Origin of the sequence: Pedobacter sp. SG908 (assembly GCF_011759615.1) — a bacterium.
In the GTDB taxonomy this organism is placed as follows: domain Bacteria; phylum Bacteroidota; class Bacteroidia; order Sphingobacteriales; family Sphingobacteriaceae; genus Pedobacter; species Pedobacter riviphilus.
Genome location: NZ_JAAOYY010000001.1, coordinates 2,117,000 through 2,138,986 on the forward strand (window position 1 = coordinate 2,117,000; position 21,987 = coordinate 2,138,986).

Genomic DNA, 21,987 nt, shown 5'->3' on the forward strand with positions numbered 1-21,987 from the left:
TTAGGCTAATAGAGACATTATTTTGTTAAGGAGTTGTTACCAGCTCAAAATAAGAATACAATTAACAGAGTAAGATTAATAACTTTATTTAGCATCAAAGAGTTGCAAATGATATTAATTAGAAAAATAGAAAATGATGAGCTGTATAAGATCAAAGAGATTGATCGTTCAGAAGAAATTTTTGAAATGTATAAGCATAGCGGAGTTGATTTAAAACTTATTTCACATGCTGAAAATGTTTCAGGCTTCGATGAATTAGAATTAACAGAGATTATAACCCGGCAGCTAAAGTTAGCAAAGCGTGGCGGAGACTAGTAGTTGGCGCATTTGATGAAGCGAAAATAGTAGGTGTTGCCTCTGTAGAAAAGCAGAAAAGGGGCGCCCAGCAAAATTATTGCAAAATGGACATTCTTTATGTTGATAATCAGTATAAAAGGCATGGAATCGGCAGTCAATTACTAGCGGCCTGTAAAAAAGAAGCAAAAATATTTGGAGCAGAAAAGCTTTATATCTCTGCAACGCCTACCAAAAATACAGTTGATTTTTATTTAAGAAGAGGAGCTCGGCTGGTAGTAGAATTAGATCAAGTTTTGTTTGCTAAAGAGCCTGAAGATATTCACCTGGAGCTGGATATTTAGTATTTAATTAAACCTATTCTTTTTTAATTACAGGATATAAAAATTTAAAAGAATTGGAAACGGCCTGATGCATGATGGTGGCATGGTTTTCTAAAGGCAGATAATCGAAATATACCTTTACGCTTTTAGCTTTAGCATCTTTAATCTTTTCGGCCAAAAGGTTTGCATCCACCTCCATCACCCTTGGTATTGCTGTTGGCGTTAATCCCTCTTTACCTACGGCAATGTAAACCTTTGTAGTTTGATTAGAACCATTTTCGGTAAAATTTAATTGCTCATTCAATAAAGAGCCATTATTCCACCATAAACTAGGGCTAATAATGATGTATTGATTAAAAAGTGCGGGTTTTTTGATTAAAATTTCGGCGGCCAGCAGGCCTCCTAAAGATTGGCCGATAATGGTTTTGCTAGTATTCGTTTTATATTTTGACTGAATATAAGGCTCAAGCTCTTTTTCGATAAAGGAAATAAATTGATCGGAATGGCCTGTTGTTGGGTAGTTTTTCTTATCGCACTCAATTGATGTAGGAAAAGTGAAATCCCTTTTACGATCGACAGTTGCAATGCCAACCACAATTGATTTTGGAACCTGATTTACCCATTCGAAACTATTAAACTGTACGAGGCCTACAATATGAATGAAATCTTCATCGGCAGAACCGTCAAGCAAATAGATTACCGGATATCTTGTGGTATCATTCTGTTTATAACCTTCGGGAAGATATATGTTTAAAATTCTCTTTTCAGCAAGTGCTTTTGATTGTATTTCATCTATTATGCCTAAAACAAATGGTTTACTTTTAGCAGTATCTGCTGATCTTTTTTTTGTCCGAAAACTATGGCCGTAGAAAAAGTTAAAAGAAGAATTAAAAATACTTTATTCATATATTTCTTAATGGGATGCACAGTATGATAAGATACACTTAACTTATGCGTTTTTTTGGGAAAAATACAATTTTCAATCGGCCTGTTAAAATTAATACTGATTTAATGGTGCCAGAAAATAGCTGACTGGAGTGTCTAAATTTACGCTTAAGCCTGTACTAGGGAGAGGCAATTAAAATGCAAGTTTCTCACCTTGCCAGCCGGTATACTGTAAAAACTTTTCCCAGGTAATGCTTTTATCGTTCAGTTGTCGACTCCATTGCAAGTCACGGTCTTTTTTGAAATAACCATATTCAACAGCGTATTCTGCCATTCCCAGAATTTCACTAACTAATAGTTCGTTAGTACCAAATTCCGGGAAATGATGAAGCATTTGCTTCCGCGTAAACGCAGAACTGTAAACAGCCTTCTTTCCTGTAACCTGCACAAAAGTATCAACCATTTCTTGTGGAGAAATGATATCGCCGATTACGGGCAACGACTTCCCTTTATAGTACTCGGGATGCGAAAAAATTTCGAGTACAGCCGGGCCTGTGGCTGTAAGGGGATCTACAAATGGCGCACGGAAGTCTTTTGGTAAATAAATAGGGAATACCAGTGTATCTCCCTCCATACGAGGAGGGTAAAACTCCATCAGGTTGGTATAGAAAAAAGCCATATAGATAAACGAGCTTGTAATTGGAAGTGTACGTATATATGCTTCAATTTTGGCCTTGTCTGTAAAATGAGGTGCAAATTTCTTTCCCTCCGTAATTTTATCTACATTTTCCAGGCTACTAAAAATAACATGCTGCACGCCAGCCTCAACGGCTGCATCGGCTAGCTGTATGCCCAGTTCCATCTCGTGGGTTTGCGGAGGAGCAATGCTCGGTGTCATCAAGAAAACACCATACGATCCCCGAAATGCTTCAACAAAATCTTTTTTATAGCCTAAATTAAGCGGTAAACTAATGAGTTCTGCTCCCTTTTGGGCTAAAAGCTGTGCCTCAGGCGAGTCAATCCGCCGGGTAATGCCGCGCACACGGTACTGTCCGCTTTCTAATAGCGTACGTGCAGCACTCAGGCCTTGCTTCCCTAAAACACCAACTATAGTAATCAGGGGTTTCACTTTTTGTTCCATTGCCTCTTGTACATTTAAATCTGATTTCATTATTTATTTATATTTTAACTATAAAAATTATAGTTGCAAAACTATTTTTAGTAAGGTAGATTTGCAATAACTATCCAAAACGATAGGCTAAAAAACATCGATGAAAACAGAATGTATTGCTGATAATGTAAAGTTAGGAGGGAAGGTTTATCCTTGTACGGTGAGCCTTGCGATGGATTTGATAGGCGGTAAATGGAAAGCGGTTATCCTATATCATTTAAAGGATACTGAAAAACGTTACAATGAACTTCGAAAAGAAGTACCGCATATTACAGAAATGACCTTGAGTTTACAGTTAAAACAGCTAGAAAAAGACGGCCTGGTATCAAGAAAAGTTTATGGCAAAAAACCGCCTATTAAAGTGATTTATGATCTTACAGATTTTGGCAAGACATTTATACCAGTCTTGGAGGTAATTACACAGTGGGGAAATCAGATCGCATCAGAAAAAGGTGAATTTTTAACATCTGGCATATAGATTTTTAGAAATAGTTCAAAAAATTAGCTCGGAGCTCATTTAAGCTCAATTTTAAAAGTAATTCTTAAAGGAGTTGTTGTTTTTTTAAGCTTTGCGTTTCTTTTGCTGCATCCCTTTCGAAACTGGAGTTGTATCATTCAAACAGGCCAAGCTTTGTAGCCTTGCCAATTAACATGGCGGTATTTTTTACATCAAATTTTTCTAATAAACTTTTACGATGCGTATTTACGGTTGGAATGCTGATAAAAAGTTTTTCAGCTATTGCTGCGTTGGTTAGTCCTTCGGCAATTAACAGTAACACTTCTTTTTCTCTTCGGGTGATCAGGAGTTGAGTAGGTTCAGGTTTTCTCAATGCGCTTAGCACCTCGAAACTATAATATACTTTGCCTTTGAGCACGCTATTTATGGCCTCCATTAATTCTTCCTTGGTAGCGTTTTTTAACACATAGCCAGCAGCGCCGTTATCGATCATATTTTTGATAATGGTCTGCTGATTAAAAGTACTTAGGCCAAGTATAGCCACGGAAGGATATAATTGTTTGACTTCTTTACATAAATCTATTCCACTTTTATCGGGAAGGTTTATGTCCATTAATATCACATCAGGTTCTTGTCGCTTCAAAAAACTTAAGCAAGATACGGCATTGGTGGCATGCCCCATCCAGTCGAGCGTCTTTTCGTTTTGCAGCAAAGAGCGGATGCCCTCTATCACCATATAATGATCGTCAACTACAAAAACGCCTATTTTCATCACTTAGATTAAATGTTAATTTCTATCATTATCGAAGTTCCCTTGCCAAGGCCAGACCGCAGGTCTACTTTACCTTTTAAAAACTCAATACGGTTTTGAATATTTAGCCAACCCATCCCGGCAGATTGTTTCAGCAACTCGGTATCAAAGCCATTTCCATCATCTTCTACAGTAACTACCAGTAGTTTATCCTGATCAGATTGGTGGAGCTGTACCAATACATTTTTAGCGTGGGCATGTTTCATTGCATTGTTCAACAGTTCTTGTACGATACGATAAATGGTAATTGATGTGGTTTGTGAGATATCTGTCTGATGCATACCTACCGATTGGTAGTTTACGTGAAGTACACTACTGCGGTCAACTTCTGCACAAAACTCCTTCAATGCCGTGTCCAATCCATATTTTACTAAAATTTCAGGCATCATATTATGTGCTACACGGCGCATTTCCTTAATTGAACTGTCCAGCATATCTATGCTTCGTTCAAAAGCATGTAGATTATCGGGTGTCATTATTAGATTTTCTTTCACGTTATTTAATGAAAATTTTATACCACTCAGCATCCCACCAAGCCCATCGTGAAGATCTTTGGCCAATCGGGTGCGTTCCTGTTCTTCGCCTTTTAGTACGGCTTCTGTAGCAGTAAGTTGTTGTGCTGTTTCTAATTCATCTATTTTGGCTTGCTGTAATTTTCGCCTATGCTTGTAATTCCGGTAGCTAAGTAAAGAAATTGCAAGCAATGCAATAGCACCTGCATACAAGGAATAAATTAGGTTGTTTTTTTGTCTTAGTTGTGTTTGTTGCAGTTTTATTTGTGCTTCTTTTCTTGAGGTTTCAAATTTTTTTTCGGTAAGGATGGTATGTTTTGTAATGGTTGCATTTAGCAAACTATCATTAAACATTTCGGCTTTGTGATAATAAAAGTAGCCCTGCTTTGGTTCCTGTTTAGCGTAAAATAAACTTGAAAGTAAAGGATATAACTTTTGATTTAAGTAGGGTATATTATATTGTTGAGTTAAGCGAAGAGCGGAGTCTGCGTATAGTTTTGCATTTACATAGTTCTTTTTTTGCAGGTAATAATAAGCCAGTCCGTACTGTGCTAAACCTTCCTGCTCATGCCAATTATTAGCCTTGGAAAGCCTAAGCGCTTTAGTTACATAGGGTTTTATGCTGTCTATTTGTTGAGACCTGAGTGCAATTAATGCAAAGTTTAGTGCCGTTGTTGTTTGTATCTGTTTGTTTCCACTTGCATTTGCCAAAACCATTGCCTTATTTAAGTGGTATCTGGCAGAGTCATATAATTTTAGTTCGATATAATTTAATCCCAGATTGCTTAAAGACTCTTGAAGCCATACCTTATTTTTTGATTTTGCCAAAATATTAACTGCTAACAGGCCATTATTTACCCCTTTTCTGTATTGATGCATGCGATAATACAATAGTTGGAGCACATCATAAATTTTACCGTCGTATTTATGGTTGTTGTTTTTAATTAATATATCTTTTGCCTTTTCATAGTGGTTTACAGCACTTTGATAATCTTCGATTAATGTATAGCCAATACCGACATTAAGCATGGTACGGGCAAATTGGGTAGCGTCAGCATTTTTTTTTGCATACTCCATAGCCTCCAGATCTAATTTTAGGCAGTCGTCAAATCTTCCATTCATATATAGCACATTACTATAATTGGTATAATAGTCCAGTATCCCTTGTTTATAATTTAGTTTCCTGCTTAAAGCTTTAGCTATGCGGCAAAATTTTTCTGACTCTTTTAAATTGAGATTAAGATATTGGTCGGCTAAGGCATAATACAATTTTACCTTGTTGGTATCATCCGGTATAACTTTGATTTTCTTTAACAGACTGTCTACTTTGTGTTCCACCTGGGCACTACATACAAAACAGGTTATCACCGAAAAAAATACCAGCGTTAATTTTCTCATATCCTAATTTACAGTTTTCTATTTGCAAATTAAATACAGATCTAGCCTGTTTTATATCGTCTTTTTTAATGATTTTTTTTAGAAATATGGCTATAAAAATCATCTTTTTTAATGATTGATATGCCTCTTCCACGCCATTAATTTTATACTAATAAATTTTACAAAATGAAAAAGCTAACGATAACCATCTTTTGCATTTGTTTTTTAAATCTGCTTCATGCACAAATTTTAAAACCTGTCAAAAACACTGGAAATATCCAGCAAACGTCTACAATACCGGTTACAATTAATGATGCCGATTATTTTTTAGCCGTAGCAAAAGTTACAATTAAAACGGGGAAGGATAATAAGGAGCTAAACTCAAAATTAATTGTAAGAGTATATCCCGCCTCCGGTACCGACAATTACCAAAAAGGATATATAATGGAAAATTACATGCCAGAGCTAAAAATCTGGAGTACAAAAGAATTTACATTGCCGCAAGCATCTGGTTTCGATCAAGCCTTTAATAGCCTTGCCCGCTACAGACAAACCGGTGTTATGTTAGATATTTTATACAACACACAGGGCAATGGGCCATTTTTTGGATTGGATGCCTGGAAAATTGATGAAGTAAGCGCTACGCTTGAGTTTAAGGATAAAAACGAAAACCCGCACCCAACCATACCTTCAAAAACAATCTATTTTACAGGATCTGATATGTATCTCGATTTTATGAAATGGCATTTATTCTGTAAAACCGATGCCTATTTTAATACGCTTCCAACTTTTATTACCAAGAGGGAATAATCCAGTATAGGCTTTTAATGGTATAATCCATTTATCTGTCCAGATACGCTTACAATATGAAATTTTACGGCCTTCAGCAATAAAGCTCATCCAATGAACAAGTTACCTCATAAAATCTAAAATACATGAAAAAAATACTCACCTTATTCTTATTCATTGCAGGTGCAATAGGCAGCAATGCACAAGTAAAAAAAATTGATTCAAGTAGATTGGTTAAACCAATTATTAACGCTAAGGTTAAGGGGCAAATCATTACGTCAACACCACAGCAAACGAATACGCCGCCAACTACTAACGTTTCAATAGTTCCGCCGAAACAAACGGCAACAGGAATATTATACGTACCCCCATCAACCACAACGCAAACGCCAGATCAGCCCGCCACAACGAATTCGACTATTACACCAGCGCCCCTTCCAGACATTGTGATTACAAATATTAGCTTCTCTCCCAATTCAGGTAATACATACGCCGTAAATTATACCTTAAAAAATGTGGGAACTGCCGCTGTAAAAAAAGGTCTACTATCAGTACAAGGCTATATAAATAGTGGCGCCGTGGGAGGTGGCAATTCTACCAGCCAAACGACAGAAATGAATCAATTGCTAAATCCCGGAGAATCTATGAGTAGCAGAAATACATTTAGCACTAATGGTATTATAGTGGGCAATGCATACACATTTGAACTTTGTGTAAATGGAATGAAATCAAATGTTGGTACTGCTTCCGAAACATGGGTTGGACAGCAATTTTCTGAATTGAATTTTACAAATAATACGATCCAATCCTCATTTACCATTCCACCACCGCCACCAGCTCCGGCAGATATAGAAGTTACCATTACCAAAATAGAAAAGAGCCCGGTGGATACAGCAACATTCGTTAGGATTTATTATACCTTAAAAAATATTGGGGAAACAGCTATTCCATCAACTGCTTCACTAAGCTTACAAAGCAGAGTTGAAGATACAGACAATAACCCAAGTACTTTTCTCGAAACGGCCTGTTGTGGGCAGGCCACAGGGGGAAATACCTTAAACGCAGATGAAATTCCATTTACACCCGGAAACGTAAAAGAACTTTTCTATGATGCGAGAGTAGCTGGAGGCGCTAATTTCTCCACTTTACCCAAAAATGTACTTTACAAATTCAACATTGAAATAACCGGATCTGGTTTTACCGATGGCAACAATTCAAATAATAAAAACGGATATAACTATTTACTTCGCTAACGTATAACTGCTGGCATTTTGAAATGATTTTCCAGAAATGACAAACCTAAAAAGATGGAACCTATAAAAAACATGCTCCTGTTTTACCTGCTGTTGATGGTAAGTTGTACTTGTTTTGCTCAAAAGCAGACTTTTGATGTAATAAACTATACGATACCCAACGGTTGGGATAAAACAGAAATGGCAAATGGCATTCAGTTGTCTACCAAAAACGATGGTAAAGGAAACTATGCAGCAGCTGTTATTCTGCGTTCGGTAGCAAGCACAGCCCCAGCAAATGAAAACTTTACCGCCAGTTGGGAAAAACTGGTAAAAGGTACCGTGTCTGTTTCGGGCGAACCAACCATACAGGCACCTGTTACTGAAAAAGGATGGAACGTTATTTCGGGGCAGGCCAGCTATACCGACGGCGCCAATAAAGGATGGGTAACCCTGATAACTGCTACAGCAACCGGTAAAATGGCCAATGTGGTAATCATGACCAATACCGATGAATATCAAAACCAAATATCGGATTTTATAAAAAACCTTGACCTAAATGAAACTGCTAGTGAAAAAGCTGTTAATGAAAACCCGGTTTCGCCCACAAACTATGCAACTGGTTCAAGCAGTAAAAATATTTATTCAATTACTGTTCCGCCCAGCTGGAGTTTAAATGCCGGCCAAAATAGTTTAACGTTAGAAAAAACTACAAATACCGGGAAAAGAATTATCGAGTTTATGAGTTTGATAAAATCATCTGGCAGTTTAGAAAAAGATATGGAACATATTTTCTTTGATGTTTTTGATGGTTGGAGCCTACATAACAGCCCTAACAGTCTATTATTTGAAAAAGGTGATCATGAAAAAGGCGTTACCAGTCAGGGGCTGCCTTATTATATGTTAAGCAATAGCATTACTAAACCTGGGGGTGACGTTATAAAAGCTACCGTATTGATTATACAGGTAGGTACAAACATAGCCATTATCAATACGGCTGATAACATACTGGGCAGCGAATCAGAACAGGCTTTGAATTTTCTTTTATTCACTTTAAAAATAAACGGTGTTGCCGATAAAAATGTGGATTATAAAAAACAGCTGACAGGTACATGGGCTTCAAGCAGCGGCTCATACGGAAATAGTTTAATTGCTGCTACCAGTTACACGGCAGAAGGAAAATATTATGTGTTAACACAATCTTCTTATACGGTGGGCTATGACTATTATAATGACTTAATTAAGAAAAAACAATTCAAAAGCGAGGGATTATACTCCTTTAAAGGAAATGTACTGGAAAGAAGGTCTGGTTCAGGTTCAAGCTCAAAATACTTCACCAGGTTTTATTCAAGAAAATATGGTAATAATACATGGAGAGATGTAATGGGTTTGTATGACTGTAATTATGATCAAAACAAAATAGAAACGGTACTTCCTTTTCAAAAAATTTAATTACTATGCCAATTTGAATAAAGGAAAGCAGATGAAAATCAGGATGGCTTTTACACAGGACAGGCATGGGGCAGCTTTTAAAAATCAACAGCTAATTTTCTATAATACAACATCCGCAATCATGACCAGATTTACAGCCTTAACCATTTTGCTATTTACGGTGTGCGGTGCAAAAGCCCAAAGCGACTTAGAACTTAACCGTGACTCCATAATAGGATGGCAGTATATAAGTAATCCACTCAATGCTAAAGTCATTTACAAACCCGTTAAAAGCCAGGATGGCGGTGTTTATTCTGTATGGCAACAACAGGCTTCGGATTTGCTGATCAACTGGATTCAACAATCGTACCTGCCCCGTGGCTTGGTGATGCGTACCATTGCAAAAAACGATGAACGTTGGTATCTGGATGGCAATGGCCCTTTACACAGTTATGGCGTAAATTTTCTGGGATATTCCACTCATTTTGTCAAAGGAAAAATTGACCTCCATTGTTGCGAACAAGGACAAAGATTAGTTGCCGGATTTAATGATTTTCCGGGTTCATTCATTAAAGGTTTTAATCCCGGTGGGATGTATTTTTTTGCCGAACAAGCACAGTTTGCGAGTGGCGATGATGATGCCCAACTAACTAAAGAAAACATTGACAAGAGCATTCAGCCCAATCTCTATAATTATCGCACCTACTTAGATCATTATCACAATAATGGGCAACAGGTTTTTAAAATGGGCGTGGTGGTTCCAAAAAATGGCGAATGGCCTTTTAAACCGGTTCTCGTAAAAGATGCCGTGGCATACATTCAACAGCAAATGGCAACTTACCCCGGCATCATGCAAAAAAATCCCTACTCGGTAGAGCCGTTGAAAAAAAATTTGGAAAGATTGAAACCTTACTACAATGAAGTTGTAAAATTAAATGCAAGCTATAATTACGACAACGGCATTAATGATGGCAATGGTCATTATCTGCTCAATTCCGAAGCTATTATAAACGGGAAAGGTAGCAACAAAACATTTCCCGAGTACAACATACTTGTTTCTACAACACAACAAACCATCGACCAAACAAAAACAGACGGCCCGCTTTGGATGTATTTTAATTTAACGCCAGCGATTGTAAACCTGGAAGGAAACCCGGCAAAATTTGATACAAAGTTTGGCACAGGCATATCGCACATGATATATTCTTTGTTGAACAATTTCAATTTTGATTTTGTGGCAAAATGGTTGGCACAGCCGGATACAAGAAAAACTATGGTTTATACGCCACTAAAAATTCCGGCAAAATCCACAGGCAATATTTTGGTAGTACCTACAGCGGTTTCTGCAACCTCATCTGAAAAAAATAAAGATCCTAATACCATTTTATATGAAGATTTTGAGGGTTATCCTGTCGGGTTTCTTTCTGCAAAGGGATGGCATACTCATGGGCGCGACGGGCATAGTGTTGAAAACGTAACCTTGAATAAAATTAATGGAAAGAGTGGTAAATGGGTTTCTATTCCTGATATGTACACTTTTTATCCGGATTTTAATAAGCCTTTAGGGAGCAGTTTTACGGTTAATTATGATCTTTATTTTGGTAATGATGTTCAAAACAACAGAACGCCCCTGTATTTCAGATTGGATACTAAAGACCCTAACAAAAGCAATCCGATTGATTTGCACGATATAAACAGGGAAGGATTCCAGTTTGCAATAGCCATGAGTGGGGAAACTGAAACCAGCAAAAGATTTATGAGCACAAGTTCAAATGAGATAATCGGCAAAGTAAAAATACCTGCATTTAAAGCAAATGATATAGCCCACATCAGTATTTCGATAAAGGGAGCTGTAGTAGCTATAGCTGTAAACGGAAAGGAAATCATGCGTGATGAGAATGTAATTCCTTCGGGAAAAATATTTAAAAGATATGGCTGGTACTGCGGTGTGCCAGGCGTACACCTTGGCAATATTGAAATAAGAAAATAAAGGACAACAATAGTTCTTCATTAAACAAAATAAAACATCAAAATTTAGGATATGAAATATTTAATCGCAGTCATGCTGATGCTCATCAGCAGCATTTCTTATGCCCAAAAGCCCTCTAAAGAGCAAATGGAAGCAGACAGGAAAAAAATGGCCGAAGCCCAAAAACAACTGGAGGCTAAAAAAGCATCCATGAGCCCGGAGGCTAGAAAGAATTTTGAAGATATGATGGAAAAAATGGGCGCGAACAAAGCCATGCAAAGTGCACAACAGGGTTTGAACTATAATGCCAAAGGCAACACGAATGTAATGCTGCGGAGTACCGACCCCAATCTTGTTCCCGATAAAATTGCTGAACTTAAAATTGCCACTACACCACAGACCAAGCCACAGCTAACAGCTTATCTTACGCCCATTTTTACCGAAGTGGATAAACTGATAAAGCCTGAAAGCAAAAACGCGGTAAAAAACCTGATGAACAAAGGCGAAAAAACCGGAAAGTATGCCATGGTATTTTGGGCAAATAATGAATTGGACAAAGCATTGTATCTCTTGCTGAATGCCTGTATGACCAATCCAGATGATTTGGCTTCCTTAAATAACTTGGGGAGCCTGCTTACCATTTCGGGTTATGCGCATAAATCGCTGCCTATATTATTGTATACCCAGAAGTTGTTGCCCAATAGCGCTACCGTACTCAACAACACCGGGCAGGCTTTGCTTAGTGTTGGCCATGTTGATCAAGCCAAAACGATGTTAGTTGGGGCAGTTACAAAAGATTCTACCAATTCTCAGGCGTATCGTTCTTTGGCATTAATTGCTCAGAAACAAGGAGATAAACCGCTATGCGCCGGTTATCTTCAAAAAGCCATTGCTCATGGTGGTGCAACCACGCAAAACATTAACCTTTTACAACAGCTGTCTCCAACAGCCGATAAGTCGGCTATGTACCGGGCTATACGCAATAATTTCAAACAATTTTATAAAGACCATAGCATCACCAAAAGATTTATTATACCTCCAATACCTAATAGTTACGAGACTGCCTTAGCAGTATATCCGGAAGTAAACAGCTTTTTTCTTAACCTGGATGCAACCATAAATGCAGCAGATAAACAGAGCAAAGAATTAAAGAAAGATTACGAAAAATCATTTATGGATAACGTGAATAAACGGATGGCGCAAACGAAACAAATAGTGGATAATGTGGGAAAGCCGGGCGCAACCAAAATGATACAAAATATGAAAGCAGAGCTTACCAATCCGTTTTTGGCCCATGCCCTCCTGATGCTCAATGCCATTGATAACCCACAATACAGCGTTTCTTACATCAGCCGAATGAAAAAAGAAAAGGCAAACGCAAAGCAAGGAATTGACGAATTGAAACTAGGATTGAAAACAGATTATGACGATAAAATAAGCGCCCTGGTAAAAGAAAAAAGTAAACTGGATGACGGAGAAGGCAAAGGTGCGGCAAACCAACGGTCTATGGAAATTGAAAAAGAACTCTGCGAATTAAGGACAGCAAGGCAAAATAAATGGCTGGAAAAATCGGCTGAGATCAATAATCAATATATCCGCAATATGGAAGATTTGATGAACCAGCGATTGCAGGAATATCTATTTTGGAATACGATAGCCATGCAATCTTTTCAAGATCCCACACCTGTAAACTATCAGGCTTATGTTGGCTACCTCAACGATTTAAAAAGCTTCCGTTCTTTTTTTCCTTTTTATGTAGATGGCGGTTTGTCGAAGCCTTGCGGCGATTATTTAAAACCAGATTACAATACCAAAGGGAAAATACAGGTTTGGGAGAAGGAACATTGCGAAGTGGATTTTGGTTTTGACGCTAAGGTAGTCGCTGGAAAAATGAACTGCGAAGGATTTTCAGTTTATGGCAGTATTCCCGCAGGCGAATTTACCTATAGCCGAAGCTATGATCCGGTAACCTGGGAAACCACTGGCCACAGTATTACAGTAAAAGGAGGGAAGGATAAAGAATTTGAAATTGGCAAACTCGGCGGGAAAATTGGCGCTTCAGTAGAAACAACTGTACAATTTGACGGTAATATGAACCCAGTTGATCTGATCGTGACAGGATCGGCAGGAGCAGAAATAAAGGGACCGATGGGGGGAGGGGTTTCAGCAGATTTAGGTGCTGTAACCGTAAGTGTAAACGGAGGCTTTAATTCTTCAGGCCCCGGATTTACACCATTCGGAAGTAGTTTTTTAAAATAGATATATTTCAATGAAAAAAATAGTACTCATTAGCCTGCTGTTTTATGGTTTTGCTGCACAGGCACAATTTAATGCCTTGGCAAAACAAATGAATAAGGATTGCACTGCTGAAAGTGTATTAAAAGAACCGGGTAGGTTTCTTGATGCTCATATTGGCGGCGTAACTGGAGGGGGCAAAGAAGGTATTTCTTCGACGGAGATTGCCAATGCAAGAAAAATGATGGAGGCATTTGAAAACATAACCAAACCAAAGCTACAGTTTACAGGCGGGCTGGCCAAAGCCAGCTTTGGGCTAAATTCTAAAATATGTTATAATCAGTTTTCTATCTGTAGCTATACGTACAACCTGGGTTTTCATGCATTTGTATGTAATGTGCAAACACATAAGCTGGCCATTGTTGACGAATACCAGGGCGTGCTTAGGGTAATCGGGAATCCATCGTTTCAAAAAGCGTTTAATTCATTCCAGGGAAATGCCGATGCTTATAAAATCCCGGCAAATTCACAGCTTGTAAATGCCCCTTTTATTGCTATACTTAATTACTATGGTTTTGCAGACAGCAGGGTGGTAAATGCCATCAACAACGGAAATGGTTTTATTGATCTGAATAGTGAACAAGCAGGTAACCTTAGTTCCTATCCGGTAATTGAGAATAAACCAGGCAAAGGATACGGCATTAACTTTCCTAATTCCGGTTTCGTTACAGTAAATAACGATTTTGTATATCGCCACGCATTTATTACACATAGCGATATTCCTTTTTTTATTCCCATTACAAGGAAGAAATTTTTACAGGATATGCTGGAATATTATGACCGGGAAAAAATAGGGATTGTACCTCTACTCGAAGAGAAAGTAAAAAATAAAATAGCCTATGCAGAATTGAACTTAAAAGAATTCTATGAGGTAAATGCAAGAAAAAAAACTACTGCACAAAACCTATTATCAAAGAAAGATGAAAAATGGCTGAACCAGCAGGCTGTTATACCGGGTGATAACAAAGCTTTTGTTGTGCCAACCGATCGTAATCGGTATTTGGGTGATGTGTATGGTAATTTTTATTTCACCGAATTTTATACCGGCACCGAAGGCTTCTGTCTGTACCAGATCAACCCCGAATACCTGAAAAAATATCCACCAAATGGCACAAAACCAATATTGGTCGATGTAATGTATCGTTTCAAGCCAAATTATAATTTTTTAATGGGCGTAAAAGAATCTTTTATAGACCAACTTAACCTGGATGAGTTTAGGAAACTGTTACAATAATCCGATAGGCAATGAAGCACATAAAAATATTTTTACTGTTCAATATGATAGTAGCGATAAGCTTTACAAGCTTCGCCCAAAAACAAACTTTCGATGTGGTTTCATATGCCTTACCCAAAGGCTGGCAAGAATTAAAAAATGAGGCTGGTATTCAATTATCCATTACAGATAAAAAAAATGCTTCCTATGCGATAGTAGTTATTACCAAAGCAACTGCATCTACTGCATCGGCAACAGAAAATTTCAACAATGATTGGCTTAAGCTGGTAAAAAGCACTGTACAGGTAAATGCGGAGCCAATTATGCAGCAACCCACAAACGAAAACGGCTGGGAAGTAATTTCTGGTGGAGCAAATTATGCCGATGGTGCAAATACAGGTATGGCTACTTTATTAACCGCCACTGGCGGCGGGCAAATGGTAAGTGTGGTTTTAATGACCAATACTAAGCAACATCAAAACGAGTTACTCGCATTTTTAAATTCTTTAGCGTTAACAAAACCCGCTCAAAATGAAATTGGTAATGCTACTGCTACTATCTCAAACCAAGCAGGGAAACCTTCGGTTGCAGGCTTGTGGTGTGATAACCATTTAGAAACGAGTGGGTATTATAACGGATTTCCGCAGTATACAGCGGGCTATTTTAGGCGGGAATATTTATTTAAAGACGACGGCACTTATATTTTCCGTCTAAAAAATTGGTCTACACTGATGAAAGAAATACTTTTTGCGTACGAAAGTGGAACTTATGTTGTTCAGGCAAACCAACTTATCGTAATTCCTAATCAAGGCAGAGGCGAATGGTGGAGCAAGAAGGATAATAATGCATCGCTATGGGGAAATAGATTAAAAGCATCCGATTATAAGCCGGAAAAAACGAATTACATCTTTGAAATAAAATATTATTCGGGAACAGATAGTTATAGTCTAATTCTTAACCCCAAAAAGAATACCGAAAGAGACGGCACTTATAATCAAAATGGTTTTTCATATGCCCGGAGTAGAACCGGAAAATCAATTATTGATAACCCACCAGGTTTTAAAACAAGTTTAGAAAATAAATAACTGCCAAAATGGAATCCGTTTAACTTGGTTTGAGCATCTCGTAACGGATTAAAATTTCAATTCTAAAAATCATTTTTAACCGATGAAACAGATCAATACCCTAATCATCGCTACCTTATTTGCATCAGCAGCTTTTGGCCAACAAAAAAATCCAAGCAATAAAAAAGAAGTAGATGATAAAATAAAACAGGCACAGGGGCAGTTAATTAAACTAACACCTGAACAGAAAAAGATGTTGGAGCAGATGGGAATGTCTACCAAAGTTCCTTCAATGCCTACCGGGATTACGGATGCGGATGTGAAGACCACCATAAGTGGTGGCGGAGCATTTGATGTGCCATCAAAAAATAATACGCTTATTAGCGCTATCCCTCAAATCACATTAACTGCTGCTACAGTTCCAGCTTATATCAAAACCCTAAACGATTATGTTGAAAAAGGAATTGCAAATGATGCAAAGCAGGTGGGACAAAATGTGTATTCCTACTTTAAAACCAATAAATATAAACCTGAAATAATAGGTAACGAAGGTATTGGCTTTTGGACAACAGGCCAGCCTGAAATTGCGGTGTACATTATGGGGCGAGCTTGTGCCGACAATAGTTCTGATGCAGATCTGCTCAGCAACTTTGCGGCTATGCTAAGTATGGGTGGTGCACCACATCGCGCCATTCCATTATTGGAATATCTTAACAAACAATACCCTGATAATACAACTATTCTGAACAACCTGGGGCAGGCCTGGTTTTATTTGGGCGAAACGGATAAGGCAAATACCAATTTAGAAAAAGTGATAAAAGCATTTGCTTATCATCCACAGGCAAACTATACCCAATGTCTTATTCAGCAAAGTAAGGGCAATACAACACAGGCAGTTGAAAAAATGAAAAACTCTTTAGCATATAGTTTTTCATTAGATAAAATAAATATGCTGCGCAAATTGGGCTACAAAGTAAAAGGCAGCGACATGCGGAAACCTTTTCGCCCTGATCCCAACCCTTTGGGTTTGAAAAATTTTGTGCGTCCGGATGTACCAACAAGCTATGAAGATGAAATGAGACTGAAAGTAGACTGGGATGCCTTTCAAAAACAAGTAGGTGATCAATCAATGGCGTTGGCAAAAGAAATGATTCCATATCAACAGGCAGCCGCAGCCAAGGCGGCACAAGCTTATAAAAAATTCGATAATAAGGGCGTGAAAGAAATTAGTGAAATGAAAGCAAATTCAGTATTGTCCGATAACCTTTATCGAATCGTTGGCGAAAAAAACCTGGAAGAAATGAATAAAGATGGGGGCGTAGGTTACCGTTTTAAAAAAGCAAAAGCACAGGTTGACTCGTTGATGAAAGATTTTATGGCAAAAGATGAAGCACAAAGAAAGAATTTGGAAAAACAAAACAGCGTCATTGCCGACAAGGAAACTGAGCTTGCTAAAAAAGGAGAAAATATTGGCTATGATAACTGCAAAGTACAACAGCAATACAGTGAGTGGGTATATAAAAATTATAATAAGCCACTAGAAGCAGCCTATCAAAACTTCCTGCACCAAGCGTATTTAAAAATAACCGAAGAGTTGTACTGGGAACAATTTACGATGGATGATGCAGCTTTTGAAGCAACAAAAATTGCAGCCAAAAAAGAATGGCTGGGAGTTCTTGGCAATACAAGATACATTGCTACCAATAAATATGGTAACAATTGCATAGCAGCTGAGAACAAAGCCTCAGGCTATAAGTTGGCTGATTTTGACGATATGCACTGCACTCATATTTCTACTTTGGATTTTGGTGCGTACAAGCAAATTGTAGCATGTGGTAAAATGCGTGTAGAATTTGATGCTGGTAAGTTGAAAGGTAGCTTTGATTTCAAGTCGGACAATGCAGGCAAAGATAAATTTGTAAAAGGTACGGTCGAAGCTACAGTAATTGATAAATCGATAGGTAAGGGGCCCTTAGAAGCGTCAGCTAAGGCCGGTATGGGCATGGAGTTTACCAGCCACGGTGTTGAAGATGTGTATGTAAGCGGCGAAGCATCGGTGGCAAACGTTTCTGCTTCTGGTCGCATGAGTTTGATTTCTGGAAGTATGTCGGGGGCTATTAGTGGCTTTGGTAAATAAAACTAAAAATATACACCATGAAAACAATAACTTCTTTTCAAATAATTGTTGCGTTTTTTGTATTCACTCAACAAGTACATGCACAAGATTGCCAGTCGTCAAAAGATCTGGAAAACCTTCCCGGAAAACTGATAGACGCGGCCCATTGTGAATGGCCACAACAAAAAGCCCATTGGTTAGATGACTTAGGTACAGCGGCCAATAAGGCCATGGCCAATACGGTACTCACAAAAATAGAGGCCCTCGAAAAACAAAGCCGCATTAACTATCCCCTTAAAGGTTGTATACTCAAAACCACCTTTTCGGGCCATACGGCTGTTACAATAGCTGGTAAATATCCATTAGCAAGCTATGACCTTAATATGGGTTGTTATGAATATATCTGTATCAAAAACAAAATGATAGTGAACAGCGAATACGCCAATGTTTTTCGTGCCTATGTTAACCGGTATACCGACATAGAGAATGCCTTTTCTTTCCCTGATGAGGCATACTATTACGAAACAGCCAAAAAATACAACGGACAGTTTATCGCGCTGCACGATTTTATCAAAATAGATGCCTCAAAAAATATCAACAATGGGAAAGGCTTTTATCAGGATTTGGCCGAGACCACTGTAAAACAGGGCAACCGCAGTGTATATATGACCCGCCATTGGTATTTTACCAAACCTGGTGTTTTATTGTTTGTGCCTGTTACCCGCAAAGAATACCTCGAAGCGCTATTGGTCTACTACGAAAGAGAAAAACTATTGGTAGCCGATAAAATAAAGGAGATTGAAAATGAATCCGCTGGCATGATGAAAGATCCACAAAAATATCCTCAGTTGTATGAAAACGGCAAGCGAAATCTTATCGTCAGGAAGGCAAAATATCCCGATTGGCAACAAAAAATCGAAGCAAAAAAAGTGATTGTACAAAAGGCATTGAAAGAAAATACTGCAAATTGGTTGGCGCAACCTGCTATAGTGAAGCCCAAAACAGAAACCTTTTCTTGGAAAAACAATTATGGTCCAGGTTCGAATGATAATGTTTGGATTGATACCTACAATGTGGATACCAAAGAAGATGCACAAAAAACAGGATCATTCACCTTTAGTGGCTTTTGGGATGATAAAAATGGCGCCACCCTCTATCAATATAACCGCGAGTATTTTAAGGGCGCAGAAAAAAATCCGGTCAAACCTTATATGATAGAATTGACCTATAGATATGTAAAAACCACACTTGGGAAAAGCCTTGTAGAAAATTTTACCGAAAACTTCGACTTTGATGCCATCAGGAATATGTTGGAATAAGCATATAAAATCATCTTTTTTAATGATGTTAACTAAGATTGGTACTATTTAATTTTATATCATCAATAACATTTTCTAAAACTGAATAACATGAAAAAAATCTTCTCCATTCTAGGCTCACTGTTGTTTGTAACAGCAGTTAAAGCACAAACTGTTACGGTAAAAAAAGAAACTGTAAACCCAGGTAATAATCAAACTACTAATACTTCAACCCCATTGAAAGATCCTAAGGGAGCTGCTGTCGATCCTAAAAAGGAAGCAGCCGATAAAGCTGCAGCAGAAAGAGCGATTAAAGATGCAAAAGTTGCACAGCATACTGATCCGCAAAGCATTACTGCAAAAGACCCTAAGGCAGCTCCTACAGATTTCAAAAAACAAGAAGCAGATAAAGCTGCAGCAGAAAGGGCAGCTAAAGAAGCAAAAATTGCGCAACATGTTAACCCTAAGGCCACCACGGCAAAAGATCCTAAAGCTGCACCTATCGATTATAAAAAGGAAGCAGCCGATAAAGCAGCAGCAGAAAGAGCAATTAAAGATGCAAAAATTGCACCCACAAAAGGCAACTAATGCTGTTCAATAGAAACATTTATCAACCGTTGTGTATTGAAGTAAAAGAAAGTCTCGCACATGGGCGTGGCGTATTTGCAAAAAACAAGATCCTAAAAGGGAGCCTTATAGAGCAGGCTCCCGTTGTTTTCTTATCGCATAATGAAAAAGAAGCGTTACGGTTTACCAAGCTTTTTCATTATTATTTTTTATTGGGCGAAGTTGAAAAACAGGCAGCTTTTTGTTTCGGCTACGCCTCGTTTTACAATCACTCGCCCCAAGCAAATGCCTTTTACACGTTTTCTAAGAAAAAAAATACCATTAATATTTATGCTTACCAAACCATTGAAGCTGGCGATGAAGTAACCATTAACTATAATGGCAAACCAGCAGATAAGAGTGAGGTTTATTTCCCAAATCCGGATGAATAATGACGAAACAATTATACTTAAAAACGATAAAGGGAAAGGGCAGGGGTGTTTTTTGTAATACAGCTATTCGCGAAGGAGAAGTGATAGAAGTTTGCCCTGTCATTATTATCCCTGCTAAAGAATTTGCTGCATTAAACGCTACAGCTCTGATGGATTATAGCTTTTATTTTAATAAAGAAGAAAATACATTGTCGTTAACCATGGGTTTTGGCTCCATGTATAACCACAAACAATATCCTAATGCTGTTTATATACTTGATAGAGGGAAAAAACAGATGGTGTTTACGGCTCACGAGCAGATAGATGCACATACTGAAATATGCATCAACTATGGAGGCGAGTATGGCAGAGATTACACTAAATGGTTTATAGACAGAGATATAGTTCCGGTTTGATCAGAAAAATCATCTTTTTTAATGATTGACCTGCCTACGCAGGCAGCCTATTTTTACTAGAAAAAAGCAAACCATGAAAAAAGTAATTTTGGCCTTTTTCCTCACTATTGGTATAGGAGGGATAGCACAAGCACAGATTTTGGGCAAACTCAAAGCAAAAGCAAAAACTGCTGCAGAAACCTCAGTCGATCGCTCTACAGATAAAGTTGTAGACAAGGCTGTAAATAAAACCGCAGATAACGTTACCGACAAAGCAATAAACAAAGTAAGCGATAAACTGAACAACTTGTTTAAGAAGAAAAATAAGAAACGTCCTGATACTGTTCCATCTCTAGTACCAGATTCGGGCAAAACTGCAATCAAACCTAAAAATCAAGATAAATAGTTTGCGCTATAAAATTAAGAAGTGGCAATAAATCGTAGTTTTTCCAAACTGGAACATCAAAACTACAATATATCATATGCCAACTTTTTGTGCTAAAGTAACCTTCTCAAGGTAAGTCCATTTTTAAATTACCTTGAGAATTACTGCATTTCCATATAATTTTTCGCTGTAAATCTTCAATAATGAACACGATAAGCTATAAAAAACGCTTTAAGCGTTAAAAAATTTTAAATCAGTATTAGCCATTCACGCCAAAAATAACCAGGTATATATGAGTCAGTAATATTTAATAGAAAGTTAATACATTAGGACTTGCTTAATTGCAATTTTTTTTTGGAACTTTATCTTTTTAACAATCTTAAGCAAGATATAAGAGCCATGGCTGCCTACGCCAAATTTACTGATGAGGAATTGACTGCCTTGCTTATAGAGGGAGACCATGCTGCATATACTGAGATTTATCATCGGTATTGGAAAAAGCTGTTTTATATAGCCGGGAAAAAACTGGGCAATATGGAAGAAGCAGAAGAAGTGGTACAAAATATTTTTATGTCGCTTTGGAACAGAAGAGCAGTTATTACCATCACCACTACTTTGGGCGCCTATCTTACTACCTCGGTAAAATACTGGATCATTAAAATACTAGATAAGCAGTACCATCAGCAAAAGTATGCCAAGAGTATTGCCAGTAATGTACTTGACGATTCTACCCAGCAATGGCTGGAGTTTCTGGACCTGAAAGAAATTCTAGACAGGTACGTCTCTGAACTGCCCGAAAAGTGCCAGCTGGTATTTAACATGAGCAGAAACCTGAACATGTCCCAGAAACAAATTGCCGAAGAACTTAATATTTCTGAAAAAACAGTTGAGGCGCATATGGGAAAGGCCATAAAAACCCTACGGACAAGGTTTAATCACTTCTTTTTGATTTTGTTGTAATTTTTTTGAGGGGGAACTAAGGGATTTCCATTT

General features: G+C 37.8%; 21 protein-coding genes. 17 read left to right on the forward strand and 4 right to left on the reverse strand.

Features of this window, described 5'->3' with window-relative positions; genetic code table 11:
* Positions 1-108 precede the first annotated feature (108 nt).
* Positions 109-315: a hypothetical protein gene (locus FHT21_RS24920; protein WP_243853928.1), complete on the forward strand. Its 207-nt coding sequence runs from the start codon at positions 109-111 to the stop codon at positions 313-315.
* Between the two features lie 26 nt (positions 316-341).
* The gene (locus FHT21_RS24925; protein ID WP_317169961.1) at positions 342-638 is read left to right on the forward strand and encodes a GNAT family N-acetyltransferase; all 297 of its coding nucleotides are present in this window, start codon (positions 342-344) and stop codon (positions 636-638) included.
* 13 nt (positions 639-651) lie between these two features.
* Here the strand turns inward: FHT21_RS24925 and FHT21_RS08565 are convergent, their stop codons facing one another.
* Positions 652-1,512, reverse strand: a complete 861-nt coding sequence (locus FHT21_RS08565; protein ID WP_167295531.1) for an alpha/beta hydrolase-fold protein — start codon at positions 1,510-1,512, stop codon at positions 652-654.
* A 183-nt stretch (positions 1,513-1,695) separates the two neighbouring features.
* The gene (locus FHT21_RS08570; protein ID WP_208398895.1) at positions 1,696-2,673 is read right to left on the reverse strand and encodes an NmrA/HSCARG family protein; all 978 of its coding nucleotides are present in this window, start codon (positions 2,671-2,673) and stop codon (positions 1,696-1,698) included.
* Positions 2,674-2,773: 100 nt separating this feature from the next.
* On the opposite strand from FHT21_RS08570, the gene FHT21_RS08575 reads away from it, so the two are divergent.
* A complete protein-coding gene (locus tag FHT21_RS08575) occupies positions 2,774-3,151 on the forward strand; it encodes a helix-turn-helix domain-containing protein (RefSeq protein ID WP_167294271.1) in 378 nt (125 codons plus the stop codon).
* A gap of 133 nt (positions 3,152-3,284) precedes the next feature.
* On the opposite strand, the gene FHT21_RS08580 is transcribed toward FHT21_RS08575, so the two are convergent.
* On the reverse strand, positions 3,285-3,902 hold the full coding sequence (locus FHT21_RS08580) for a response regulator transcription factor (protein ID WP_167294272.1): 618 nt from the start codon (positions 3,900-3,902) through the stop codon (positions 3,285-3,287).
* An 8-nt stretch (positions 3,903-3,910) separates the two neighbouring features.
* A complete protein-coding gene (locus tag FHT21_RS08585) occupies positions 3,911-5,851 on the reverse strand; it encodes a sensor histidine kinase (RefSeq protein WP_167294273.1) in 1,941 nt (646 codons plus the stop codon).
* A 165-nt stretch (positions 5,852-6,016) separates the two neighbouring features.
* Here FHT21_RS08585 and FHT21_RS08590 point away from each other — a divergent pair, with 165 nt between their 5' ends.
* The 14 genes from FHT21_RS08590 (at position 6,017) to FHT21_RS08655 (ending at position 21,954) form a co-directional block, all read left to right on the forward strand.
* Complete coding sequence (locus FHT21_RS08590; protein ID WP_167294274.1) at positions 6,017-6,640, forward strand: hypothetical protein; 624 nt, start codon at positions 6,017-6,019, stop codon at positions 6,638-6,640.
* Positions 6,641-6,765: 125 nt separating this feature from the next.
* Entirely contained in the window at positions 6,766-7,872 is a 1,107-nt protein-coding gene (locus FHT21_RS08595) for a hypothetical protein (protein WP_167294275.1), read from the forward strand.
* Positions 7,873-7,926: 54 nt separating this feature from the next.
* Positions 7,927-9,303: a hypothetical protein gene (locus FHT21_RS08600; RefSeq protein ID WP_167294276.1), complete on the forward strand. Its 1,377-nt coding sequence runs from the start codon at positions 7,927-7,929 to the stop codon at positions 9,301-9,303.
* Between the two features lie 121 nt (positions 9,304-9,424).
* Complete coding sequence (locus FHT21_RS08605) at positions 9,425-11,272, forward strand: hypothetical protein (RefSeq protein WP_167294277.1); 1,848 nt, start codon at positions 9,425-9,427, stop codon at positions 11,270-11,272.
* A gap of 51 nt (positions 11,273-11,323) precedes the next feature.
* Positions 11,324-13,510, forward strand: coding sequence for a hypothetical protein (locus FHT21_RS08610; RefSeq protein WP_167294278.1), 2,187 nt, complete (start codon positions 11,324-11,326; stop codon positions 13,508-13,510).
* A gap of 10 nt (positions 13,511-13,520) precedes the next feature.
* Positions 13,521-14,780 (forward strand): hypothetical protein, encoded by a 1,260-nt coding sequence (locus tag FHT21_RS08615; RefSeq protein ID WP_167294279.1) that lies wholly within the window; start codon positions 13,521-13,523, stop codon positions 14,778-14,780.
* Between the two features lie 44 nt (positions 14,781-14,824).
* Positions 14,825-15,844, forward strand: a complete 1,020-nt coding sequence (locus tag FHT21_RS08620) for a hypothetical protein (RefSeq protein WP_167294280.1) — start codon at positions 14,825-14,827, stop codon at positions 15,842-15,844.
* 82 nt (positions 15,845-15,926) lie between these two features.
* A complete protein-coding gene (locus tag FHT21_RS08625; protein ID WP_167294281.1) occupies positions 15,927-17,960 on the forward strand; it encodes a hypothetical protein in 2,034 nt (677 codons plus the stop codon).
* A gap of 17 nt (positions 17,961-17,977) precedes the next feature.
* Positions 17,978-19,258 (forward strand): hypothetical protein, encoded by a 1,281-nt coding sequence (locus tag FHT21_RS08630; protein ID WP_167294282.1) that lies wholly within the window; start codon positions 17,978-17,980, stop codon positions 19,256-19,258.
* A gap of 90 nt (positions 19,259-19,348) precedes the next feature.
* Positions 19,349-19,825 (forward strand): hypothetical protein, encoded by a 477-nt coding sequence (locus FHT21_RS08635; RefSeq protein WP_167294283.1) that lies wholly within the window; start codon positions 19,349-19,351, stop codon positions 19,823-19,825.
* A complete protein-coding gene (locus FHT21_RS08640; RefSeq protein ID WP_167294284.1) occupies positions 19,825-20,235 on the forward strand; it encodes an SET domain-containing protein-lysine N-methyltransferase in 411 nt (136 codons plus the stop codon). Before FHT21_RS08635 ends, FHT21_RS08640 begins: the two co-directional genes overlap by 1 nt.
* Positions 20,235-20,630, forward strand: a complete 396-nt coding sequence (locus tag FHT21_RS08645) for an SET domain-containing protein-lysine N-methyltransferase (protein ID WP_167294285.1) — start codon at positions 20,235-20,237, stop codon at positions 20,628-20,630. Before FHT21_RS08640 ends, FHT21_RS08645 begins: the two co-directional genes overlap by 1 nt.
* Before the next feature lie 73 nt (positions 20,631-20,703).
* A complete protein-coding gene (locus FHT21_RS08650; protein WP_167294286.1) occupies positions 20,704-21,015 on the forward strand; it encodes a hypothetical protein in 312 nt (103 codons plus the stop codon).
* Positions 21,016-21,393: 378 nt separating this feature from the next.
* Positions 21,394-21,954 carry an RNA polymerase sigma-70 factor gene (locus tag FHT21_RS08655; protein WP_167294287.1) on the forward strand — a complete coding sequence of 187 codons (561 nt, stop codon included), beginning with the start codon at positions 21,394-21,396 and terminating at the stop codon, positions 21,952-21,954.
* Positions 21,955-21,987: the final 33 nt, after the last annotated feature.

Coding starts and splice junctions, on each gene's coding strand:
- FHT21_RS08590 (WP_167294274.1), top strand. CDS start 6,017: ATGAAAAAGCTAACGATAACCATCTTTTGCATTTGTTTTTTAAATCTG.
- FHT21_RS08645 (WP_167294285.1), top strand. CDS start 20,235: ATGACGAAACAATTATACTTAAAAACGATAAAGGGAAAGGGCAGGGGT.
- FHT21_RS08580 (WP_167294272.1), bottom strand. CDS start 3,902: ATGAAAATAGGCGTTTTTGTAGTTGACGATCATTATATGGTGATAGAG.
- FHT21_RS08570 (WP_208398895.1), bottom strand. CDS start 2,673: ATGAAATCAGATTTAAATGTACAAGAGGCAATGGAACAAAAAGTGAAA.
- FHT21_RS08595 (WP_167294275.1), top strand. CDS start 6,766: ATGAAAAAAATACTCACCTTATTCTTATTCATTGCAGGTGCAATAGGC.
- FHT21_RS08635 (WP_167294283.1), top strand. CDS start 19,349: ATGAAAAAAATCTTCTCCATTCTAGGCTCACTGTTGTTTGTAACAGCA.
- FHT21_RS24920 (WP_243853928.1), top strand. CDS start 109: ATGATATTAATTAGAAAAATAGAAAATGATGAGCTGTATAAGATCAAA.
- FHT21_RS08630 (WP_167294282.1), top strand. CDS start 17,978: ATGAAAACAATAACTTCTTTTCAAATAATTGTTGCGTTTTTTGTATTC.
- FHT21_RS08640 (WP_167294284.1), top strand. CDS start 19,825: ATGCTGTTCAATAGAAACATTTATCAACCGTTGTGTATTGAAGTAAAA.
- FHT21_RS08655 (WP_167294287.1), top strand. CDS start 21,394: ATGGCTGCCTACGCCAAATTTACTGATGAGGAATTGACTGCCTTGCTT.
- FHT21_RS08615 (WP_167294279.1), top strand. CDS start 13,521: ATGAAAAAAATAGTACTCATTAGCCTGCTGTTTTATGGTTTTGCTGCA.
- FHT21_RS08610 (WP_167294278.1), top strand. CDS start 11,324: ATGAAATATTTAATCGCAGTCATGCTGATGCTCATCAGCAGCATTTCT.
- FHT21_RS08620 (WP_167294280.1), top strand. CDS start 14,825: ATGATAGTAGCGATAAGCTTTACAAGCTTCGCCCAAAAACAAACTTTC.
- FHT21_RS08650 (WP_167294286.1), top strand. CDS start 20,704: ATGAAAAAAGTAATTTTGGCCTTTTTCCTCACTATTGGTATAGGAGGG.
- FHT21_RS08625 (WP_167294281.1), top strand. CDS start 15,927: ATGAAACAGATCAATACCCTAATCATCGCTACCTTATTTGCATCAGCA.
- FHT21_RS08585 (WP_167294273.1), bottom strand. CDS start 5,851: ATGAGAAAATTAACGCTGGTATTTTTTTCGGTGATAACCTGTTTTGTA.
- FHT21_RS08600 (WP_167294276.1), top strand. CDS start 7,927: ATGGAACCTATAAAAAACATGCTCCTGTTTTACCTGCTGTTGATGGTA.
- FHT21_RS08605 (WP_167294277.1), top strand. CDS start 9,425: ATGACCAGATTTACAGCCTTAACCATTTTGCTATTTACGGTGTGCGGT.
- FHT21_RS08575 (WP_167294271.1), top strand. CDS start 2,774: ATGAAAACAGAATGTATTGCTGATAATGTAAAGTTAGGAGGGAAGGTT.